Origin of the sequence: Pseudomonas sp. FYR_2 (assembly GCF_043106425.1) — a bacterium.
In the GTDB taxonomy this organism is placed as follows: Bacteria; Pseudomonadota; Gammaproteobacteria; order Pseudomonadales; family Pseudomonadaceae; genus Aquipseudomonas; species Aquipseudomonas monteilii.
The window spans coordinates 25,894-44,463 of record NZ_JBICMM010000015.1 but is presented as its reverse complement, the minus strand read 5'-3'; the positions used below and the strand labels follow the sequence as shown (position 1 = coordinate 44,463).

Sequence of the window (18,570 nt, the reverse complement as noted above, 5' to 3'; positions counted from 1 at the left end):
GATTAGAGTGACTTGTGAAAGCGAACGTCTGTGAGTTCGTGTTGCAGGGCTACCTCAAGGAGGCGCTCATATGAATGCGGCCAGCTCCCTTGGGATTGGTCGTCAGAGGCGCCTGATTGAAGCAAGGCATAGCATAGCGCCGCATGTGGTGTCAGAGACTCGACAGGCACCTTAGTGACTACCCGTTTGCCCTTGTAGGTGTAGCACAGTGTGACACTCATCGCGGGACCTTTTTGTGGGCAACTTAGCTATTGAGCATAGCCCGTCACGCTTCGTTTGAGGAAGTATCAATCAACGGCCTCAGCGGGCCTTGAGACGCCTTGCAGCGGTCCTGATGTCCCTCATTGCGATTCGATAGTTGTCCTTCTCACGCTCGATCAGGTGGACCACAGCGGCCTGTACCGACACACGTTCAAAGCCTGAGCCTTCCAGTTCAAGCCAGCGCTTGACGATCATATTGGACAGCTTGAAGGAATACCGGGAGAGCAGCGTAAAGGTCAGCTCCTTGTCGAGGATGGTCAGCGGCTGGAAACGACCATAGCCATCTGGTGCCTTGGTCTCGACATACTGACATTGGTCCAAATCTGGGCCGATCTCGTTGAGCATCTTTCGGATGTCCCGAAGGACGTGCTTGTGGTTCTTCCCGGTGATCTCCGCGATCTCCAAGGACGACATACCGGGTAAGCCGTTGAGGGTCGTTGGGGAGACCGCTCCAGTCTTGGAGATTTTCTCGAAGATGGTTGCGGTGCTGTTGATCATGTTCATAGTGTCGATTTCCTTTTGGTAGTGCCCTTCAGGTCGCACCCACAGCCGAGCATCCAGACCCCGACAAAGGGACCCGGCGTGGCATGAAAGGCACTATCAGAAAGACTGGATTGGGTGATGCCCAGCGACGGGCGAATAGGTCTCCCCAGATTTGGGGCGTCCTCTTTAAGGAGAAGCTTCACGAAATTTCGGGAAGGTGGAGCGATATGCAAATCTGCACATCGTCTGATAGTGCCCCTGCCGGTCCCTCTTGGATCGGCCTTACGGGGCTCACAGAGGTGCCCTCAGATCTGAGGAGTCCTCCTTAGGTCAGCTTGATGTTGGTGATCATCGGGAACGCCACCATCTCGGTCTGGAGACCATCGGCGGTCAGCTTCACCTTGACCTTGCCGTTAGCCACGATGTCCACCACGGTCATGATCTCAAGGTCCCATGCCTGACGGCCAGCGTTACGGGTCGCTTCGATCTTCCACACGTTGCCATCACGGCCTTCGCGGTAGCTCAGCGAGGTGAAGTGTTTGGGCAGCAGGAAGATACCGTAGTCAGTCCCGCTGTAAGGCTGCACAGAGGTCCCAATGAGGTCCTCAATGTCACCCACGCCAGCCCGTTGAGCAGCACGGTTGAGCACTCCCACGAGGCTCACAGGCAGCAGGACCACGAAGTCGGAAAGCTCGTGACCTACGGTCTGGTTAATGTGAGCCGTCAAGATGTCGATAAGATCCTCAGCGATCTCCATGGGCTTGCCAGTTGGCTTGGCCTCAGAGACCGGCTCAGTGCTCGGAGCAGTCGAGAGGATTCCGGCGATCTTACCCGCAGCGCTCAATTGGATGTCCTCAAGCATCTTGTCAGCGGTCTGAGCCAAAGATCCTACTGTCCAGCCTGCTTGAATGTTGTGATCAAGGATGGTGGCACGGTGGCTAATGACCAGAGCGGTATCGGTCGCCTCAGTGAAGATCACAGACCCGGCCAGGACTTCGCCTTTGCTGATCTTCTGGTTGTCCCAGTTCTTGCGAGGGTCGAACTTAACGGTACGGTCTGCCATGGTGATGATCTGTTGACCAGTGGCCTCAGAGCCAGCCGGGCGGAACTCACAAGGGGTTGCCTCCATGGCAGCCTCTCGCCACTCATCGCCGTTCAAATAGTCCTCAGCGGCCTCCACGAGGGCAGCCACGTAGACAGACGGATCGGTGGCCGCTTCGGTCTCACTGCGAATATCGCCAGTGTTGAAGCGGATGGACCCAGCCTCGTGGCCCGGAGTAGTGTTGAAGATGGATGTGGTGTAGTCGGTAGGCTTAGTGTACTGATTCGGTTTCATGGGTAATGGTCTCCTGAATTGGATTGAATGAAGTAGGGATTGACGGTGCGTGATTACCAGCCAGAATTGCCACGAGAGGCAGCGCGTACTCGCATACCGTGCTCCTTAATGGCAGCCGCTCGGGCTTCCTTGTCGGCTTTCGCTTGGGCAAGTTCACGAGGGGTAGGCTCACGGAAGCGCTCGGCGCGCTCATTGGCCTCACGTTGCTCACGGGCCTTACGCTCGACCTCTTGGCGCTTGGTCTCGAAGTAGGTCAGAGCGTCCTCTTGGATGGCCTTGAGGGACAGACCGGCTTCGTCGAAAGCCTTGACCACTCCGAACTTAGCGCCGTTGTTCCGGCCACATTGGGCCATCAGCAAGGGCAGCATTACGTTCTCGACGTACTCACGGCTGAGGGTCTGGCCCGACACAGTTACTTCGTTCTTCAGGACTTTGGTGATGGTGATGTTCATGGGTTTGGATCTCCTATAGGCGACCCTTTGATTCGACCTTGGCGCCATAGACGCGCACGACCAGACGGCCAAGGAGGGAGCCTCATGGGCATCTTCCAAGGTCGATCAAAAGGTTCTGGGGTTTGGGTATTGGTGATGCTGGATCACAGGACATGGCAAGCCTGAGAGGGCATCTTTAAGGACAACCGTGGCGACGGTCGTTTGTAGCTGGGAGGGAATCTTTTGCAGGTGATTCGGTGTGGTCCCAATAGTGAGGGGTTTTAACGTCACCTTGACGATGGAGCTAAAGCCTGATCGAAATTGGTTCTTTTCCGGCCATTGGGATGCTCAAAGGCGTCTTGGCGAGAGCTTGAAGGCTGACCCCAAGCGAGACCAGTTCGGAGACCCTTGAGGCCGTCCTTGGGGAGCCTCGAAAGGACACCTCTTTGATCAAAGCGTCAACGTCAAAGCAGACCATTCCATTCTCATAGGTTCTGTAGGTGGCGTGTCGATCATTGAGCAGGTTCTTAACGATGACCAACTGGGGACGTGAAGGCGTGGGGAAGACACGAGACAGGGCAATCAGGTCGTCTTCAGTGAGCGTATCGGTGGCTTGATAGCAGGTCATGTAGGTTCTCCTTAATGATGTCTATGAGATGGATGAAAGGGAGGGGTGATTATTATCACTACCCCTCTCACTCTGAGGCTGGTCGATCAGGTGTCGATAAGCTGAAAGGGTCGTTAAGATTTATCTTTATATTATCCGGCGTTAAGTCGAAGAAGCCCGGAATAGGGCCTCCAAGCCAATCTCAGCACCAATCTCTGCCTTGATCCCAGGATGTCTATCCACATACAAAGCGATCCCATGGGCAGCATGTCGGGCAGCCTTGGCAATGCGCTGGGCGGTCCTCAAGCTGATCTCACTGGTCTTACAGGCTTCCGCTGTGATCTCCGAAAGGAACAGCGCACCGATGACCGCTCGGGCCTTGACGTTTATCTTCCCGTTGGTGACTCCGGCACTGGTGATGATCGACCCAGTAACGATGTCGTCTATCCATGGCAGAGGATCGGGAATCGCAAGGAGGTGCATGTAGGCAGCGACCGGATTCACATAGCTGGTCTTGGGACGCCCACGGCCTCGCTTGGGGGCTTCGATAGGGGGATCGCTGGGCTTGGCTCGGGCTGCCTTTTCGGCTGCCGTTTGGTGGTCCTTAGAGAGGGACTCATCGGCTCGGCGTTCGGCTGCCCATGCTTGATACTGCGCTTCAGGATTTTTGAGTCGGACCATCTCTTTGCGAGTAACGGCCTCGCCAGTGATTGGGTCGATATGAAGGATGTGGCCCGTCTCGTGATCGACGTGGCGGTGCAGCGGTCCCGGTTGGGTAAGTAGGGTCATTGGATCGGTCCTCATGTTGTTGGTCGCAACAGTGAGGGGTTTTAACGACACCGATCCAATGACCAGCAAACACAGCGCTTTATAGCAGCCTTCAGGTTGCCTCAATAGGCTCGCCAGACCTTCGCCACAACATAAAGGATGAACCCTAAGGCCATGAATAGATTCCTGAACGTGTAATTAGACACAGTACGGTTCGCATACTTTTCCGCAAGCTGCTTGCCTCCGAGGTAGGAGACTGGATCACCATCATTACGTCCTTGTAGAAACGTGGTATTGAATTTCAGGACTTGGATCGTATTTTCAATGCGCTTATGAGCGAAAAACGCAGCCAAGCCAAGCACGATAAGGTCGATTAGGAAAAGGGTTTCTGGATTGAGACCGATCTTTCCATATGGGTTGCTTTGCGCGAGATACGCGCATGCTGCTGCTATTGCACCCAATAAGAAATGGTCCGATTTGGATGACGCATCGAGATATGCCTTGTGTAGCTCCGTGACTTGCCCCATTTCTAATCCCTTACAGAGTTTGTGGATGTGGTGATACCGATCATTTTGTTCATATTATCCAGCCACTAAACGCCTTAACGAGCGCCTCATGGAGTGTCCCCACAGGAAGCCTCTGAGACCCCGCATACAGGTCATATGTGATGTTCCCTGCACTGTGTCCAGTGATGCCCTGCGCGATTACCTCAGGGGTCGCAGCGGCCTTCAGAAGACCCGACAACGAGTGTCTCAGGGAGTGAAACGATTGGTCGCCCCCAGAGGCCAGCCCCAGAGGTTCCCTTAGAGCCTCATTGAGCGGCTTGTTGAAATAATGTTCCTTTGCCTTGAACAGACGGCCTTCGTTGGCATTGACCCACTCAAGGAAGGTCTGAAGGGAGAACCCATAGGCCCCATCAACCAGAGGGACTTGTCTCACAGAGAAGCTATTCTTCAGGGTCTTGCCACCGTTCTCATCTTTGTTGATGTCGATAACGGTGATTCCGTCCACCTGCTTGATGTCCTCTTTGTTCAACTGGTAGATCTCGCCAATACGGGCACCTGTAAGAACCCCAAGGGACAACGCCCAGCGCTTCCAGTCGTCAATAGCCAGACCATTCGCGTGATCCATGATTGTGATCACCTGATCCTGAGTCAGGGGCTTGCGAGTGCTCTCAGCGCCTCGCTCAATCTTCAAGCCCTTATCAAAGGAGCGCTCAAGGAAACCGTTATTTACCGCCCAGCTCATCACCGTTGATAGCTGAGTTAGTAGCTTGTTAGATGTCAGAGGTTTGCGACCATCAATGATTTTCTCCTTGAGCGCCACCATATCGGCCCGAGTGTGGGTCTTGAGGTTCAAGTCTCCAAGGAGCCCGCTGAGGGTTCGGCAAGCTGACGTAACTGATTTGTGAGTGGTGGCGGTGACGTTGCCTTTGCGCTCAGCCAGATAGAGCCCTGAGAGGGTCTCAAAGGTTGTCGGCTCGCCAGACGGTAATACAGATAGGGACACAGAAGGGGCTACAGACGTGCCACAAGATAGCTCCCCAATGATCTCCGTGAGGTCCTGCGGGCGACCATCAAGGCGGTCTTGAGCAGCCCTGAGCATACGTTGACCGGTGCCTATGGCTCGTTGTTGACTCGCATTGAACCGACCGGTTGAGGCTGCCTCTGCGAGGTGGTTGCTCATCTGGTCATAGATTTCCATGTAGAGGCCCCGTGAGTCCTCGCTATGGCCCTGTAGCGCGTCCTCAGCGATCTCCTTGAGACGTTCCTTGAGGTCCTCCCACGAAGCCTCAGGGCGGTCGAGGTGGAAGACAGCCAGTGTCTTGAGGATGTCCTTGGAGAACTGCATAGCGGTCGGCCTATCGGTAGATCTGAGAGAGATGGTGAGACTACGGGCGGAACAGCCCCGTGGACGGACCCTCAGGTAGTAGATCCCTGAGCGCCTGTAATGCCAGACAGATAGGTGCTGATCTGGTCTTTGGTGACAAGGCTGGTGACAGGCTGGTGACACTTGGCCCTGCTCGGGCATAGCAATGCTGGTGGTCATGGTGAGGTAAGCCCTTGATATTCATGGGTTTACCACCAGTACTTCCCGAACATTTCCGGGTTGGCCCAGAACCTGGCGTTGAGCCAGTCCGGGACCTGCTTGTAGTCATGTAGATCATAGGTGAACAGGCTCAATACCTGTTGGTCACGGCAGAATTTCTCGCTGGCCGACAGGGCCAGGGCGAAAAAGTCGGTGTCTTGCCAGCCGCAGGCGGCCAGGTCGGCCAGCACGGCAACCCGGCTGGCATTGAGGTTGCGGATGCCGCCGAGCAGTTCCAGGCCCGTGCGTTTGGGCAGGTGCTCCAGGCAGTCCACCAGCACCGCCAAGTCAAAACGCTGGGCCGCAAGCTCGGCCGGAAGCGGGCCAGGGGCCGCCGTGGCGATGCTCACCTGCGGGTGTGCCGCGGCGAAGGCGTCGAGCGCTGGGAAGCGTGTGCCCACCAGCAGCAGGCGTTGCGGGGTGAAGCGCTCCAGCAGGGCTGCCAAAGCCTGCTGCGGCGTACGTTGGGAGAAACCTTCGGTCATTGCCAATCCTCGTTCAAGTCGTCCAAGACTAGCGGGCCGCAGCCTGCGGGCAAAGAGGCATGTGACCGCGACGTGGCTTATTGCTGGCAGGGTTGGAATGCGCGGTCTTTACTCCCAGAGATCGGCCTTATGCCGATTCCCCCTAGGAGAAGCAATGAAATGAGCATAGTACGCACAGCGATACCCCTGGTACTGCTCACCAGTGTGTTGACTGGTTGTGCAGGTTTGCAAAAAACCGACTGGCCGAAATGTGCCGCCGTCGGGGGTGTAGGCGGCGCCGCCTTGGGCGCTATTGAAAGTTCCAGCTGGGCTGGCTGGGGCGCGTTGCTGGGCGGTGGCCTGGCGGCGGGTTACTGCTGGGCCCATGGAGATGGCGACGAGGATGGCGACGGCGTGCCGGACAGCCGTGACAAGTGCCCTGGCACCCCGCGTGGGGTGCAGGTCGATGCCAACGGGTGCCCGCCTGAGCCGGCAGCCGTGGTCGAGGAAGTGGTGGTGCAGAAAGAAGAGGTCATCGTCATCCGCGATGTGCACTTCGAATTCGACTCTGCGAAGCTGACCGCCCGCGACAAAGAGCGCCTCAACACCATTGCCACGCGCCTCAAACAGGAAGCGCCATCCGCCCGCCTGAGTGTCAGCGGCCACACCGACAGCGTCGGTTCCGACAGCTACAACCAGAAACTGTCCGAACGTCGTGCCCACTCGGTGACCGATTACCTGGTCGAGAGCGGCGTACCGCGCAGCAGCTTCGTTTCGGTGGTCGGTGCCGGTGAAACCCAACCGGTGGCTGACAATGCCACGGCCGAAGGGCGTGCCATGAACCGTCGTACCGAGATCAAGATCCAGCGGTAACACGGCATGCGCCCGTGCCTTGAGCGGTGGCACGGGCGCGTGTTGATGCCGGTCAGCCGTTTGTGGCCAATGACACAGGAGCATTCAGCATGAGTGTGACGTCGAAGGCGGCATTGCCGCTGTTGGTGGCTGCCAGCCTGCTCGCGGGCTGCGCTACCCATAGCGATGGCAGCGCGCCCCTCAACCAAAGGACCTGGCCCATCTGCAGCCTGTTGGGCGGCCTGGTCGGTGGCGGCCTGGGCGCTATCGAAAGTTCTGCCTGAGCCGCAGGTGGCGGCGCCCTGGGCGCCATTACCGGGGGGCTGATCTGCTATGCCCAGGACGGTGACGAAGATGGCGATGGTGTTTTCGACCGCCGCGATCGTTGCCCCGACACCCCAGCCAACACGGCGGTCGACCACATGGGTTGCCCGTTGAAGGTGTATCCGGCAGCCCCCCCTGCTACCGCACCCGAACCGGCACCTGAAGTCATCATCCTGGATGACAACGGCGCGGTGATGTTCGCCTTCGATTCCGCCGACCTGACCCCGGCGGCCCAGCAACGGCTGCAAGGCCTGGTGGCGAAGCTCAACTCACCGACGGTAGCCAAGGTCGCGGTGATCGGGCACACCGACAGCGTGGGCTCCGACACCTACAATCAGGCGCTTTCCGAGCGCCGTGCCAGCAGTGTTGCTGAGTACCTTATCAGCCAGGGCCTGGAGCCCGGCAAGGTCACCAGCCAGGGGCGTGGGGAAAGCGAGCCGGTCACCGACAACGAAACCGAGGAAGGCCGCGCGCGCAACCGACGGGTGGAGCTGCACCTCAACTGAGCGGTGCTGGCGCCTGCCTTGGCATTGCAGTTAATGTGGGGCGCACGGCCCGCTCGATCGGGCCGTCTCGACATAACAACAATTGATAGGGGCGGGGTATGAAGTTCATCCTGGGCCTGGGCAAGGTCCTGACGGTCGCTTTCTGGGGTGTGGTGTTGTTCAATCAGCTGTTGCCACAACCTTTGCCCTTCAATCTGCTGATCAATGCCGCTGGTATCTTCCTGCTCGGCCTGCACCTGCTCGAAGTACTGTTCTTCAATGGCAGCCTGCGTGGGCGCAGCCACCGCTGGTTCGACCGATTGCAGATCCTGTTGACGGGTATCTTCCATGTCATGTCCATTCCCCGTGCGCAGGAGGCGCCTCGAAATGCGTAATCTGATGTTGCTGGCCATGTTGGCCACTCCCCTGGCTCAGGCAGAAAGCCTGGAAGTCGCCGCCAATTCCATGCTGCGCCTGCCCGACAAATCGGCCAGCGTGCACTTCACGCACTTGCGTGTCGCTGATTCGGCAACCCTGCTGCTGCCTGCCTCGCTTGCGCAATTGAAGGTCGATCAGCTGGAACTGGGGCGTGATGCGCGTATCGCCATTGCACCTTCCGATAGCCCGTTGCTGATCGAGGCGCGCAGCGCCAGGTTGGGCGAAGGCAGTGAGTTCAGTGCTCCAGGGGCCGCCGGTAGCTACCAGCGGCCAGCCCGCTCGGGCCGCAGTCTGGACCTGAAACTGGCTGAGCTGGATGCCGAGCGGGTGGCGATCGATGCCCGTGGCGGCGCCGGTGCGCCGGGGTACGTGGGGCTTGATGGTGCCAATGGCCAGGCAGGTGGTTGCACATGGGGCCAGGCCAGTCGCGGTGCCAATGGCGATAATGGCGGCAACGGGCACGATGGTGCCCCGGGTGGGCGCATTCGTCTGAGCCTGCCGCAAGGGTTCCCGCAGGAGCACATTGTGGTGCGCCTGGATGGCGGCGCACCGGGCAAGGCCGGGGCGGCAGGCAAGGCGGGTAAAGGCGGAGCGAGTAAAGGTTGCCTTGTGTACAGCACCGACGCCGGGGCCAATGGCCGGCCGGGGCAGCCGGGCCAGCCAGGGTTGGCGGGGGCCGCGGGTGAGTTGATCCTGCAGCGCTTGTGAACCTTTTTGAGATGCCTCTCGGCCGCGAAGTGCTCGCCGGGGCGTTTGCAGCGCCTATGCGATCGAGCGCCGCCCGCGCGGCGCATCGCGAGCTGTGCTCGCTCCTACGTTTGTTTCAGGCCACTTACGCCTGTGGCAGGGGCGCGCGACCGCCTGGTCTGTACGGCGCACTATCGAGCCAGGCACCAAGGCGTCCGCGTGTAAATCGCGCAGGATTAATTGGCCCGAAACAAACGTAGGAGCGAGCGCAGCTCGCGATGCGCCGCGCGGGCGGCGCTCGATCTATGCCCCACCGCACAAATCAGCTGTCAGATCATCAGGCGCGAACTGGCCACTGCAACCACAGCCAGCCCCAGCAGCAGATTGATCCCCACGATCCGCCGAATCCGCCCGAGTACTGCCGCACCCGTCGGCCAGTCCTCGGCTTGCACCGCCGTCTTCAGCTCGGGCAACAGCAACGCCTGAATACGCATGAACAAGGCAAACATGGCGATCCCACCGCCGATCATCACCTGCACGTACTTGGGCGCAGTCTCCAAGCCGCTGAAGCGCATGTGCAACATGCCGATACCACTTATCGCCAAGATCGCCACGGCCAGCCAGACCCAGCCGAAGAAGCGTCGGAAAACTTCCACCCACAGGCGCAGGCGCGCAGGCCCTTCAAGGGCTGCAACCGTTGCCGGGCGCAGCACTAGCCAGGCGAAGAACATGCCGCCGACCCATACCAGGGCAGCCAGAACATGCAGTGTGTAGGGCAAGGCAAAGGCAAGCATCCGGATCTCCATGCGGCATAATGGGCAATAGCGGGGTATGATAGCCGCCCCGTGTGAAACACTGAAAATATATCCAGCCCTTCGGGCGCCTGCAGACCATGATCAGCAACGAACTCAAAGCCACCATCCAGGGCGCCTATTCGCGTTTTCTCGAAGCCAAGAGCCTCAAGCCGCGCTATGGCCAGCGCCTGATGATCGCCGAAGTGGCCAAGGTGCTTGGCGACATCGCCTGCGACGATGAAGGCCGCCGTGCCGGCGAGCCTGCCGTGGTGGCAGTCGAGGCGGGCACCGGTACCGGCAAGACCGTGGCCTACAGCCTGGCAGCCATCCCGGCCGCCAAGGCCGCCGGCAAGCGCCTGGTGATCGCCACCGCGACCGTGGCCCTGCAGGAGCAGATCGTTTTCAAGGATCTGCCCGACCTGATGCGCAACAGCGGGCTCAACTTCAGCTTCGCCCTGGCCAAAGGCCGTGGCCGCTACCTGTGCCTGTCCAAGCTCGACATCCTGCTGCAGGAAGGCCATGCCCAGTCGGCCACCGCCCAGCTGTTCGAGGAAGAAGGCTTCCGCATCGAAGTCGACGAGCGCAGCCAGAAGCTGTTCAACAGCATGATCGAGAAGCTCGCTGGCAACCGCTGGGACGGTGACCGTGACAGCTGGCCCGAGGCCCTGGAAGACCAGGACTGGGCACGGCTGACCACCGACCACAGCCAGTGCACAGGCCGCCACTGCCCGAACTTCCAGCAGTGCGTGTTCTACAAGGCCCGCGAAGGCATGGGCAAGGTCGATGTGATCGTCACCAACCACGACATGGTGCTGGCCGACCTGGCCCTGGGCGGTGGCGCGGTGTTGCCCGACCCGCGCGATACCCTGTACGTCTTCGACGAAGGCCATCACCTGCCAGACAAGGCCATCGGTCATTTCGCCCATTATTCGCGCCTGCGCTCCACCGCCGACTGGCTGGAACAGACCGCCAAGAACCTGACCAAACTGTTGGCTCAGCACCCGCTGCCCGGTGACCTTGGCAAGTACATCGAGCAGGTGCCGGAGCTGGCGCGGGAAGTGCGCACCCAACAGCAGTTCATGTTCACCCTGTGCGAGCAGGTGGCAGACTTCCGCCCCAGCGAGGATACCGAAGGCCGCGAACGCCCGCGTTACCGCTTCGAGGGCGGTGTGGTGCCAGAGCAGATCCGCGAAGTGGGCATCGAACTGAAAAAGGGCTTTGCCCGTCTCAACGACCTGTTCACCCGCCTGGCCGACCTGCTCAAGGAGGGCATGGACGGCGAGGTCAATATCGGCATCGCCAGCCATCAGGCCGAAGAGTGGTATCCGCTGTTTGGCAGCCTGGTCACCCGTGCCCAAGGCAACTGGGAACTGTGGACGGCCTTTACCGCCGAGGACCCGGAAGACAGCCCGCCCATGGCTCGCTGGCTGACGCTGGCCGAGAGTGGCGCACTGTTCGACATCGAAGTTAACGCCAGCCCCATCCTCGCCGCCGAAATGCTCCGCCGTAGCCTGTGGAGTGTTGCTCACGGTGCACTGGTCACGTCGGCGACGTTGACCGCGCTGGGCAAGTTCGATCGTTTCCGCATGCGCTCGGGGTTGCCGCGCGATGCCGTCACCTGCGTGGTGCCCAGCCCGTTCGTGCATGGTGATGCCGGCCTGCTGCGGGTTCCCGACCTGCAGGCCGACCCCCGCGATGCGGCGGCGCATACGGCGGCGATCATCCGTGAACTGCCAAACATCGTCGAGGATGCCCGTGGCGCGCTGGTGCTGTTCTCGTCACGCAAGCAAATGCAGGATGTGTTCGACGGCCTGGATCGTGATTGGCGCAAGCTGGTGCTGATCCAGGGCAACCTCTCCAAGCAGGAAACCCTGAACAAGCACAAGGCGCGGGTCGATGATGGCCAGCACAGCGTGTTGTTCGGCCTGGCCAGCTTTGCCGAAGGTGTCGACCTGCCAGGTGCGTACTGCGAGCATGTGGTCATCGCCAAAATACCTTTCTCCGTGCCCGACGATCCGGTGGAAGCCGCTTTGTCGGAGTGGATCGAGGCTCGTGGTGGTAACCCGTTCATGGAAATTGCCGTGCCCGACGCCTCGTTGAAGTTGATCCAGGCCTGCGGCCGCCTGCTGCGTACCGAGCAGGATCGCGGCGTCATCACCTTGCTCGACCGGCGCCTGGTCACCCAGCGCTACGGCAAGGCTATTCTCAATGCGCTGCCGCCGTTCCGGCGGGAGATTTCCTGACCGCCGGAGCACTTGCTCCGGCGCGTTGTCCATTACTCAGTCTTGGGCCATGACGGCCCTGAAGGAGAGCCCCAGCCTTATGGTCCGCCGTACCCTGCCCGCCGTTTTCGCCCTGTTGTTCAGCTCGCCCTTGCTGGCCGGGCAACAGACGCTGTTCAGCTTCGTGCGCCCGGCCTCGGTGGTCAACGTGGCGACCGAAGATGCAGGCATGCCGCAGTACAACGCGGAGCAAACGGCCGAGGGCGAGGTGCTGCGCCGTGTGGTGTTCAACCCGGCCCCGCGACCGACCTTGCGCCTTAGCCCGCAAGGCGGGGTGTGGGACTGGTCGGCCGGGCAGTTCCTCACCTTGCGCCTGCAAAGTGCCATGGACTGGGCACTGACTGTTGATGTTACGGTGCAAGGCAGCGATGGCCGCACCTTGACCAGCCGCATCGACCTGCCGGCCGGCCCTGCGCAAACGGTGATGGTGCCACTGACGGCCAGCTCGCCGTTGAGCCAGGGCATGCGCGCCGGCCCTCCCATGCCCTGGAACCATGGCGGCCAGCGCCTGCTACTGACCAGCAGCGCTGGCGCGGTTGACCTCAAGCAGGTGACCTCGGTCAGCCTGAGCATCCCCAACCCCAAGGTGGCGCAGAACCTGCTGATCGAACGGGTGGGCATCCAGGATGACGACCAGGCCTACCAGGCGGCTTACCACGAGTTGATCGATGCCTACGGCCAGTCCACCCGCGCCAGCTGGCCAGAGAAGGTCGCCAATGACGATCAACTCAAGGCGGCCGATAAGCGCGAGCAGCAACAGCTCAAGGGCTGGCTGGCTGAGCGTGACAAGCAGCAACTGGACAGCTACGGCGGGCTTGTTGCCGGGCCGGCGTTCGAGGCCAAAGGGTTTTTCCGTACCGAAAAGCGTGATGGCCGCTGGTACCTGGTAACGCCCGAGGGGCACCCGTTCTACTCCCTGGGGGTAAATGCGATAGCTGCAGACGGCGGGCGTACTTACGTCGCCGGCCGTGAAGGCATGTTCAAGGCATTGCCGGGTGAGGGCGAGGCATTGGCGGCATTCTATGGCGAAGGCAACAACGACGATGGCAATGCCTCGTCGCAAGGGCGCAATTTCAAGCAAGGGCGCTGGTTCGACTTCTATGCTGCCAACCTGCAGCGTACCTACGGTAAACCCTGCCCACCGGCCCTGGAAGGGCAGCCAGCCAACTGCCCGCCGCTGGTACTGGATGCTGCCCGCTGGCAGGCGCATGCGCTCGACCGATTGCAGGCCTGGGGGTTCAACACGATCGGCAACTGGAGCGAGCCTGCCCTGGGCCAGGCCAAGCGGATGCCCTACACCTTGCCGCTGTCGATCGTGGGAGACTACGCCAGCATCAGCACCGGCATGGACTGGTGGGGCAGTATGCCCGACCCGTTCGACCCACGTTTTGCCATGGCTACAGAGCGCGCCGTGGCCATTGCCGCCCGCGATCACCGCGACGACCCTTGGCTGATCGGCTACTTTGCCGACAACGAGTTGGCGTGGGCTGCCCCCGGTAACGACCCCAAAGCCCGCTATGGCCTGGCCTATGGCACCTTGCGCCTGACCACCGACGTACCAGCCAAACGCGCCTTCCTCAAGCAGTTGCGCGACAAGTACCGTAACCAGGAGGGGCTGTCCAAGGCCTGGGGCATCGAACTGACCGCCTGGGAGCTGATGGAAGACCCGGGCTTCGAGGCACCGCTACCCAACCCGCAACACCCGGAAATCGAGCGCGACTACCAGCACTTCCAGCAGGTGTTTGCCGAGACTTACTTCAAGACCATTGCCGACTCGTTGAAATGGCATGCCCCCAATCACCTGCTGCTGGGTGGCCGCTATGCGGTCAGCACGCCGGAGGCGGTCAAGGCCTGTGCCGAATTCTGCGATGTGCTCAGCTTCAACTTCTATACCCTCAAGCCGCAGGACGGCTACGACTTCGCCCGCCTGGCCGAGCTCGACAAGCCGGTGCTGGTGTCCGAGTTCCAGTTCGGTTCGCGCGATCGCGGGCCGTTCTGGCCAGGGCCGCTGGAGGTGGCGCGGGAAGAGGACCGTGGCCCGGCCTATGGCAACTTCCTCAAGGCGGCCCTGGCGCAGCCGATGATCGTGGGTGCCCACTGGTTCCAGTACCTCGATCAGCCAGCTAGCGGCCGCCTGCTCGACGGCGAGAATGGGCACCTGGGATTGGTCGCGATTACGGATATGCCCTACCCAGGGTTTGTCGACGCTGTGCGCAAGAGCAACCTGCAGGCCGTGAGCCAACTGCGTACCCAGCTGGAAAAGCCGGCGCCTTGAGTGCAGGTTACCGTTCGTCGCGACCATTTGGCCCAAGCCAGTTTGCAAAACACCCAACTACTGAAACAATGCACACCTTTTTTGAACATGGTCGTACGGGGTACAGCGGGTGCAGATCCAGGGTCACTATGAGCTGAAGTTCGAAGCCGTGCGCGAAGCCTTTGCCGCGCTGTTCGATGATCCCCAGGAGCGTGGCGCCGCGCTGTGCATCCAGGTGGGTGGCGAAACCGTCATCGACCTATGGGCCGGCAGCGCCGACAAGGACGGGCAACAGGCTTGGCACAGCGACACCATCGCCAACCTGTTTTCCTGTACCAAGACCTTCACCGCCGTCACTGCCCTGCAACTGGTGGGCGAGGGCAAGTTGGCCCTCGATGCGCCAGTGGCCAACTACTGGCCCGAGTTTGCCCAAGCGGGTAAACAGTCGATCACCCTGCGCCAACTGCTTAGCCACCGTGCCGGCCTGCCTGCCATCCGTGAACTGCTGCCAGCCGAAGCCCTGTATGACTGGCAGACCATGGTGGATGCCCTGGCCGCCGAGACACCTTGGTGGGCTCCAGGTACGGAACACGGCTATGCCGCCATCACCTACGGCTGGCTGATCGGCGAACTGATCCGTCGTGCCGATGGCCGTGGTCCTGGCGACTCGATCGTGGCCCGCACCGCCCGCCCGCTTGGGCTGGACTTCCATGTTGGCCTGGCAGATGAAGCGTTCCACCGCGTGGCGCATATCGCCCGTGGCAAGGGCAACCCCGGGGATGCCGCCGCGCAGCGCCTGTTGCAGGTGACCATGCGTGAGCCCGAGGCGTTGTCGACCCGCGCCTTCACCAACCCGCCAGCCATCCTGACCAGCACCAACAAGCCGGAATGGCGGCGCATGCAGCAGCCGGCGGCCAATGGCCATGGCAATGCACGCAGCCTGGCGGGTTTCTATGCCGGGCTGCTGGACGGCAGCCTGCTCGAGTCCGAACTGCTCGATGAACTGACCCGTGAACACAGCCTGGGCCAGGACCGTACCTTGCTCACCCAGACCCGTTTCGGCCTCGGCTGTATGCTCGACCAGCCCGATGTGGCCAATGCCACCTTCGGCCTCGGCGCACGTGCCTTTGGCCACCCCGGTGCCGGTGGCTCGGTCGGTTTTGCCGACCCGGAGCACGATGTGGCGTTCGGCTTCGTGGTCAATACCCTCGGCCCTTATGTGCTGATGGACCCACGAGCCCAGAAGCTGGTGCGTGTCCTTGCCAGTTGCCTTTGATCGGGTAATGCGGGTATTGCCCCAGCCCTTTGACTATCCTCAATGCCAACGCCCTTTGTGTTTGGGCAAAATTTCTTTTAATTTCATGGTGTATCGCTGATGTCTTCACATAAAACCTTAGCACTCGCCCTGTGCTTGACCGCCGTTACCGGCTGTGCCAGCCACTCCCCGGAAGGCTCCAAGGCAGGTGGCTCCAGCTGGTGGCCTTTCGGTTCGGACAAGGTCTCCGAGCAGGAAGTGAAGGCAGCCGTCACTGAGAACGTGGCCAAAGCCGATGCCAAGTCTGAAAGCGCCAGCCGCTGGTGGTGGCCGTTCGGTGGTGATGACAAGCAAGCCAAAGGGCCTGTGGTGCCGAAGATCGACCAGAAGGCCACTCAGGCCTGGCTGGACGAGTACGAGCCCAAGCTGCGCGAAGCCATCAAGGACAGCAAGCTGGAGCTGGAGCGTCGCGACAATGTGTTGGCGGTAACTCTGCCGGTAGACAGCTCGTACAACCCTGACCGCCCGAACATGCTGCTGCCCATGACACTCGGCCCGATCACCCGAGTGGCCAAGGCCGTCGAGGGTGACCCGAAAACTGCCGTGCTGGTGCTCGGCCACGCCGACAGCAGCGGTGTTGCAGCTGCCAACCAGAAGCTCAGCTTGGAGCGCGCCGCGTCGGTATCGGCCATTTTCCGCCTCAGCGGCCTGCAGCGTGACCGCCTGACCCTCAAGGGCATGGGCTCGGTGATGCCACGTGCCGCCAACGACAGCGCCGAAGGCCGTTCCCTGAACCGCCGCGTTGAGATGTTGCTGACCCCGCAGAACACCATGGTCGCACTGCTGGCCAAATATCAGCAGGCCGGCCCGGCACCTGCGCCGGCTTCGATGGTTGCGGTTCAGGATGCCAAGGCACCGGCTGCCAAGGCCGCCGACAGCAAGCCAGCCGCGAAGAAGCCAGTGGCGAAAAAAACAGCAGCCAAGGCCAAGGCTCCAGCCAAGACCACCGCTAAGAAAAAAGCCGCGCCGGCCAAGCCAGCCGCCAAGAAAGCTACCACTGACAAGAAAGTAGCTGCCAACAGCCCTGCGAAGACCAACTGATCGTCAAGGAACGCAGCAATGACCCAATCCCTGGCCGATATGCGCCGCGACTATACCCGTGATGGCCTGGCCGAAGCCCAGGCTCCGGGGGAGCCGTTCGCCCTGTTTCACCAGTGGTTTGCCGATGCGGTGAAAACCGAGCAGGTACCGGTGGAAGCCAACGCCATGACCCTGGCCACTGTCGACGGCGAAGGCCGCCCGCATTGCCGTGTGCTGCTGCTGAAGGGGCTCGACACGCGTGGCTTTACCTTCTTCACCAACTACGACAGCGCCAAGGGCCAGCAGCTGCAAGCCAACCCCTTTGCAGCCATGACCTTCTTCTGGCCGGCGCTGGAGCGCCAGGTGCGCATTGAGGGGCGGGTGGAAAAGGTCACGGCCAAGGAGTCGGACGACTACTACCAGGTGCGCCCGCTGGGCAGCCGCCTGGGGGCCTGGGCTTCGCCGCAGAGCCGGGTGATTGCCGGGCGTGAAGAACTGGAGGGGCTGGTCAAGGCAACTGAGGCGCGCTTCTCGGACACCCAGCCACATTGCCCTGAGCATTGGGGGGGGTACCGTTTGCTGCCTGAGCGCATCGAGTTCTGGCAGGGCCGGGCGAGCCGCCTGCATGACCGGCTGAACTATCGGCTGGTCGATGGGCAATGGCAGCGCGAGCGTCTGGCACCCTGAAAACGTTGGGGCCGCAAAGCGGCCCCAATACTTGACCGGAGGCTACCCCACATACCCCGCAGCCTCCCGCTCCAACCATCCTGGCAACTGTTTGCGCCCCACCTTTTCCACCCGTGCTTGCTCCAGCCGCTGCAGCATATACGCGCGCTTCCCCGCATCCGCCCCCGCCAATGACAACGCCAGGTCACGGTCCATCCAGCGGCGCATGCGCACATACAACCACCCGTGAAAATACAGCCCTGCAACGGTGGTGACCACGACGATGAAGTAATCCATGGCTATCCTTGGTCTCACTTGAAAGGCCTTCGACACAGCCCGGCGGCTGTACCCTGGCTGAATGAAAACAATTTTATTACGTTTGTACCGTGACAGCCGTCAATGTGCAGCGTCTAATGAGCACCTGACTTATGGAGACTTTACCTATGCGTAAATCCGCTTTGCTGATGGCGACTTTTACCACCCTGTCGCTGCTGCTGGGGGGCTGTGCCTCAAGCCTGACCGGTGATAGCTACTCCCGTGACGAAGCCCGCCGCGTGCAAACCGTGCGCATGGGCACCATCGAATCCCTACGCCCGGTCAAGATCGAGGGTACCAAGACCCCGATCGGTGGTGGCGCTGGCGCCATCGTGGGTGGCGTTGCCGGTAGTGCCGTAGGCGGTGGTCGTGGCAGTATCGTGGCAGCTGTTATCGGTGCTGTTGCCGGCGGCCTGGCCGGGTCCGCTGCCGAGGAAGGCCTGACGCGCACCCAAGGCGTCGAGATCACCGTACGTGAGGACGATGGCAGCATGCGCGCCTACGTTCAGGCCGTGCAGGAGAACGAAATCTTCCGCGTGGGCGACCGTGTACGCATCATGACCGTTGACGGTACCAGCCGCGTTTCGCACTGACCGTAGCGCAGTAAAACAAAACCCCGACCTGGCGCATGCCAGTCGGGGTTTTTTGATGCTTGCAGTTGGCCTCTTCGCGGGCTTGCCCGCGAAGAGGCTCTCACAGG

19 protein-coding genes and 1 pseudogene are annotated in these 18,570 nt (G+C 60.9%); 10 read left to right on the top strand and 10 right to left on the bottom strand.

Annotated elements, in window-relative coordinates:
* Positions 1–300: 300 nt before the first annotated feature.
* The 8 genes from ACF8R4_RS05040 to ACF8R4_RS05005 all read right to left on the bottom strand — a co-directional run bounded on the left by ACF8R4_RS05040 (position 301) and on the right by ACF8R4_RS05005 (position 6,459).
* Positions 301–765 carry a Rha family transcriptional regulator gene (locus tag ACF8R4_RS05040; protein ID WP_016488749.1) on the bottom strand — a complete coding sequence of 155 codons (465 nt, stop codon included), beginning with the start codon at positions 763–765 and terminating at the stop codon, positions 301–303.
* Positions 766–1,069: 304 nt separating this feature from the next.
* Positions 1,070–2,080, bottom strand: coding sequence for a hypothetical protein (locus tag ACF8R4_RS05035; protein WP_095009694.1), 1,011 nt, complete (start codon positions 2,078–2,080; stop codon positions 1,070–1,072).
* Between the two features lie 53 nt (positions 2,081–2,133).
* Positions 2,134–2,532 (bottom strand): hypothetical protein, encoded by a 399-nt coding sequence (locus tag ACF8R4_RS05030; protein WP_095009693.1) that lies wholly within the window; start codon positions 2,530–2,532, stop codon positions 2,134–2,136.
* Positions 2,533–2,815: 283 nt separating this feature from the next.
* A complete protein-coding gene (locus tag ACF8R4_RS05025; protein WP_041478054.1) occupies positions 2,816–3,139 on the bottom strand; it encodes a hypothetical protein in 324 nt (107 codons plus the stop codon).
* A gap of 141 nt (positions 3,140–3,280) precedes the next feature.
* On the bottom strand, positions 3,281–3,907 hold the full coding sequence (locus ACF8R4_RS05020; protein ID WP_041478053.1) for a hypothetical protein: 627 nt from the start codon (positions 3,905–3,907) through the stop codon (positions 3,281–3,283).
* Between the two features lie 101 nt (positions 3,908–4,008).
* The gene (locus tag ACF8R4_RS05015; RefSeq protein WP_041478052.1) at positions 4,009–4,413 is read right to left on the bottom strand and encodes a hypothetical protein; all 405 of its coding nucleotides are present in this window, start codon (positions 4,411–4,413) and stop codon (positions 4,009–4,011) included.
* Between the two features lie 49 nt (positions 4,414–4,462).
* Positions 4,463–5,737, bottom strand: a complete 1,275-nt coding sequence (locus ACF8R4_RS05010; protein ID WP_041478051.1) for a site-specific integrase — start codon at positions 5,735–5,737, stop codon at positions 4,463–4,465.
* 227 nt (positions 5,738–5,964) lie between these two features.
* Positions 5,965–6,459 (bottom strand): DUF6231 family protein, encoded by a 495-nt coding sequence (locus ACF8R4_RS05005; protein ID WP_156867750.1) that lies wholly within the window; start codon positions 6,457–6,459, stop codon positions 5,965–5,967.
* Between the two features lie 159 nt (positions 6,460–6,618).
* On the opposite strand from ACF8R4_RS05005, the gene ACF8R4_RS05000 reads away from it, so the two are divergent.
* The 4 genes and pseudogenes from ACF8R4_RS05000 to ACF8R4_RS04985 all read left to right on the top strand — a co-directional run bounded on the left by ACF8R4_RS05000 (position 6,619) and on the right by ACF8R4_RS04985 (position 9,245).
* A complete protein-coding gene (locus ACF8R4_RS05000) occupies positions 6,619–7,311 on the top strand; it encodes an OmpA family protein (protein WP_016713781.1) in 693 nt (230 codons plus the stop codon).
* 89 nt (positions 7,312–7,400) lie between these two features.
* Positions 7,401–8,120 (top strand): annotated as a pseudogene (locus ACF8R4_RS04995) (OmpA family protein).
* Positions 8,121–8,218: 98 nt separating this feature from the next.
* Positions 8,219–8,494, top strand: coding sequence for a DUF1145 domain-containing protein (locus ACF8R4_RS04990; RefSeq protein ID WP_060497853.1), 276 nt, complete (start codon positions 8,219–8,221; stop codon positions 8,492–8,494).
* Complete coding sequence (locus ACF8R4_RS04985; protein WP_060497852.1) at positions 8,487–9,245, top strand: hypothetical protein; 759 nt, start codon at positions 8,487–8,489, stop codon at positions 9,243–9,245. The genes ACF8R4_RS04990 and ACF8R4_RS04985 overlap by 8 nt, the downstream gene beginning before the upstream one ends.
* A 308-nt stretch (positions 9,246–9,553) precedes the next feature.
* Here the strand turns inward: ACF8R4_RS04985 and ACF8R4_RS04980 are convergent, their stop codons facing one another.
* Positions 9,554–10,018, bottom strand: coding sequence for a CopD family protein (locus ACF8R4_RS04980; protein WP_156867748.1), 465 nt, complete (start codon positions 10,016–10,018; stop codon positions 9,554–9,556).
* 98 nt (positions 10,019–10,116) lie between these two features.
* Between ACF8R4_RS04980 and dinG the strand changes: the two genes are divergently transcribed.
* From dinG to pdxH, 5 genes are all read left to right on the top strand, one after another.
* A complete protein-coding gene (dinG, locus tag ACF8R4_RS04975) occupies positions 10,117–12,261 on the top strand; it encodes an ATP-dependent DNA helicase DinG (protein ID WP_019096578.1) in 2,145 nt (714 codons plus the stop codon).
* Between the two features lie 79 nt (positions 12,262–12,340).
* Positions 12,341–14,575 (top strand): beta-galactosidase, encoded by a 2,235-nt coding sequence (locus ACF8R4_RS04970; protein WP_392491805.1) that lies wholly within the window; start codon positions 12,341–12,343, stop codon positions 14,573–14,575.
* A 109-nt stretch (positions 14,576–14,684) separates the two neighbouring features.
* Positions 14,685–15,830, top strand: coding sequence for a serine hydrolase domain-containing protein (locus ACF8R4_RS04965; protein ID WP_060497849.1), 1,146 nt, complete (start codon positions 14,685–14,687; stop codon positions 15,828–15,830).
* 99 nt (positions 15,831–15,929) lie between these two features.
* The gene (locus ACF8R4_RS04960) at positions 15,930–16,910 is read left to right on the top strand and encodes an OmpA family protein (RefSeq protein ID WP_164524183.1); all 981 of its coding nucleotides are present in this window, start codon (positions 15,930–15,932) and stop codon (positions 16,908–16,910) included.
* A gap of 18 nt (positions 16,911–16,928) precedes the next feature.
* Positions 16,929–17,576, top strand: coding sequence for a pyridoxamine 5'-phosphate oxidase (pdxH, locus tag ACF8R4_RS04955; protein ID WP_016713790.1), 648 nt, complete (start codon positions 16,929–16,931; stop codon positions 17,574–17,576).
* A gap of 42 nt (positions 17,577–17,618) precedes the next feature.
* Here the strand turns inward: pdxH and ACF8R4_RS04950 are convergent, their stop codons facing one another.
* Complete coding sequence (locus tag ACF8R4_RS04950) at positions 17,619–17,852, bottom strand: hypothetical protein (RefSeq protein ID WP_104833309.1); 234 nt, start codon at positions 17,850–17,852, stop codon at positions 17,619–17,621.
* A gap of 146 nt (positions 17,853–17,998) precedes the next feature.
* Here ACF8R4_RS04950 and ACF8R4_RS04945 point away from each other — a divergent pair, with 146 nt between their 5' ends.
* Positions 17,999–18,463, top strand: a complete 465-nt coding sequence (locus ACF8R4_RS04945) for a glycine zipper 2TM domain-containing protein (RefSeq protein ID WP_060497846.1) — start codon at positions 17,999–18,001, stop codon at positions 18,461–18,463.
* The last annotated feature ends 107 nt before the right edge of the window (positions 18,464–18,570 follow it).

Bases quoted from the DNA above. Each gene is read 5' to 3' on its own strand.
- ACF8R4_RS05040 (WP_016488749.1), bottom strand. From the start codon at position 765: ATGAACATGATCAACAGCACCGCAACCATCTTCGAGAAAATCTCCAAG.
- ACF8R4_RS05035 (WP_095009694.1), bottom strand. From the start codon at position 2,080: ATGAAACCGAATCAGTACACTAAGCCTACCGACTACACCACATCCATC.
- ACF8R4_RS05030 (WP_095009693.1), bottom strand. From the start codon at position 2,532: ATGAACATCACCATCACCAAAGTCCTGAAGAACGAAGTAACTGTGTCG.
- ACF8R4_RS05025 (WP_041478054.1), bottom strand. From the start codon at position 3,139: ATGACCTGCTATCAAGCCACCGATACGCTCACTGAAGACGACCTGATT.
- ACF8R4_RS05020 (WP_041478053.1), bottom strand. From the start codon at position 3,907: ATGACCCTACTTACCCAACCGGGACCGCTGCACCGCCACGTCGATCAC.
- ACF8R4_RS05015 (WP_041478052.1), bottom strand. From the start codon at position 4,413: ATGGGGCAAGTCACGGAGCTACACAAGGCATATCTCGATGCGTCATCC.
- ACF8R4_RS05010 (WP_041478051.1), bottom strand. From the start codon at position 5,737: ATGCAGTTCTCCAAGGACATCCTCAAGACACTGGCTGTCTTCCACCTC.
- ACF8R4_RS05005 (WP_156867750.1), bottom strand. From the start codon at position 6,459: ATGACCGAAGGTTTCTCCCAACGTACGCCGCAGCAGGCTTTGGCAGCC.
- ACF8R4_RS05000 (WP_016713781.1), top strand. From the start codon at position 6,619: ATGAGCATAGTACGCACAGCGATACCCCTGGTACTGCTCACCAGTGTG.
- ACF8R4_RS04990 (WP_060497853.1), top strand. From the start codon at position 8,219: ATGAAGTTCATCCTGGGCCTGGGCAAGGTCCTGACGGTCGCTTTCTGG.
- ACF8R4_RS04985 (WP_060497852.1), top strand. From the start codon at position 8,487: ATGCGTAATCTGATGTTGCTGGCCATGTTGGCCACTCCCCTGGCTCAG.
- ACF8R4_RS04980 (WP_156867748.1), bottom strand. From the start codon at position 10,018: ATGCTTGCCTTTGCCTTGCCCTACACACTGCATGTTCTGGCTGCCCTG.
- dinG (WP_019096578.1), top strand. From the start codon at position 10,117: ATGATCAGCAACGAACTCAAAGCCACCATCCAGGGCGCCTATTCGCGT.
- ACF8R4_RS04970 (WP_392491805.1), top strand. From the start codon at position 12,341: ATGGTCCGCCGTACCCTGCCCGCCGTTTTCGCCCTGTTGTTCAGCTCG.
- ACF8R4_RS04960 (WP_164524183.1), top strand. From the start codon at position 15,930: ATGTCTTCACATAAAACCTTAGCACTCGCCCTGTGCTTGACCGCCGTT.
- pdxH (WP_016713790.1), top strand. From the start codon at position 16,929: ATGACCCAATCCCTGGCCGATATGCGCCGCGACTATACCCGTGATGGC.
- ACF8R4_RS04950 (WP_104833309.1), bottom strand. From the start codon at position 17,852: ATGGATTACTTCATCGTCGTGGTCACCACCGTTGCAGGGCTGTATTTT.
- ACF8R4_RS04945 (WP_060497846.1), top strand. From the start codon at position 17,999: ATGCGTAAATCCGCTTTGCTGATGGCGACTTTTACCACCCTGTCGCTG.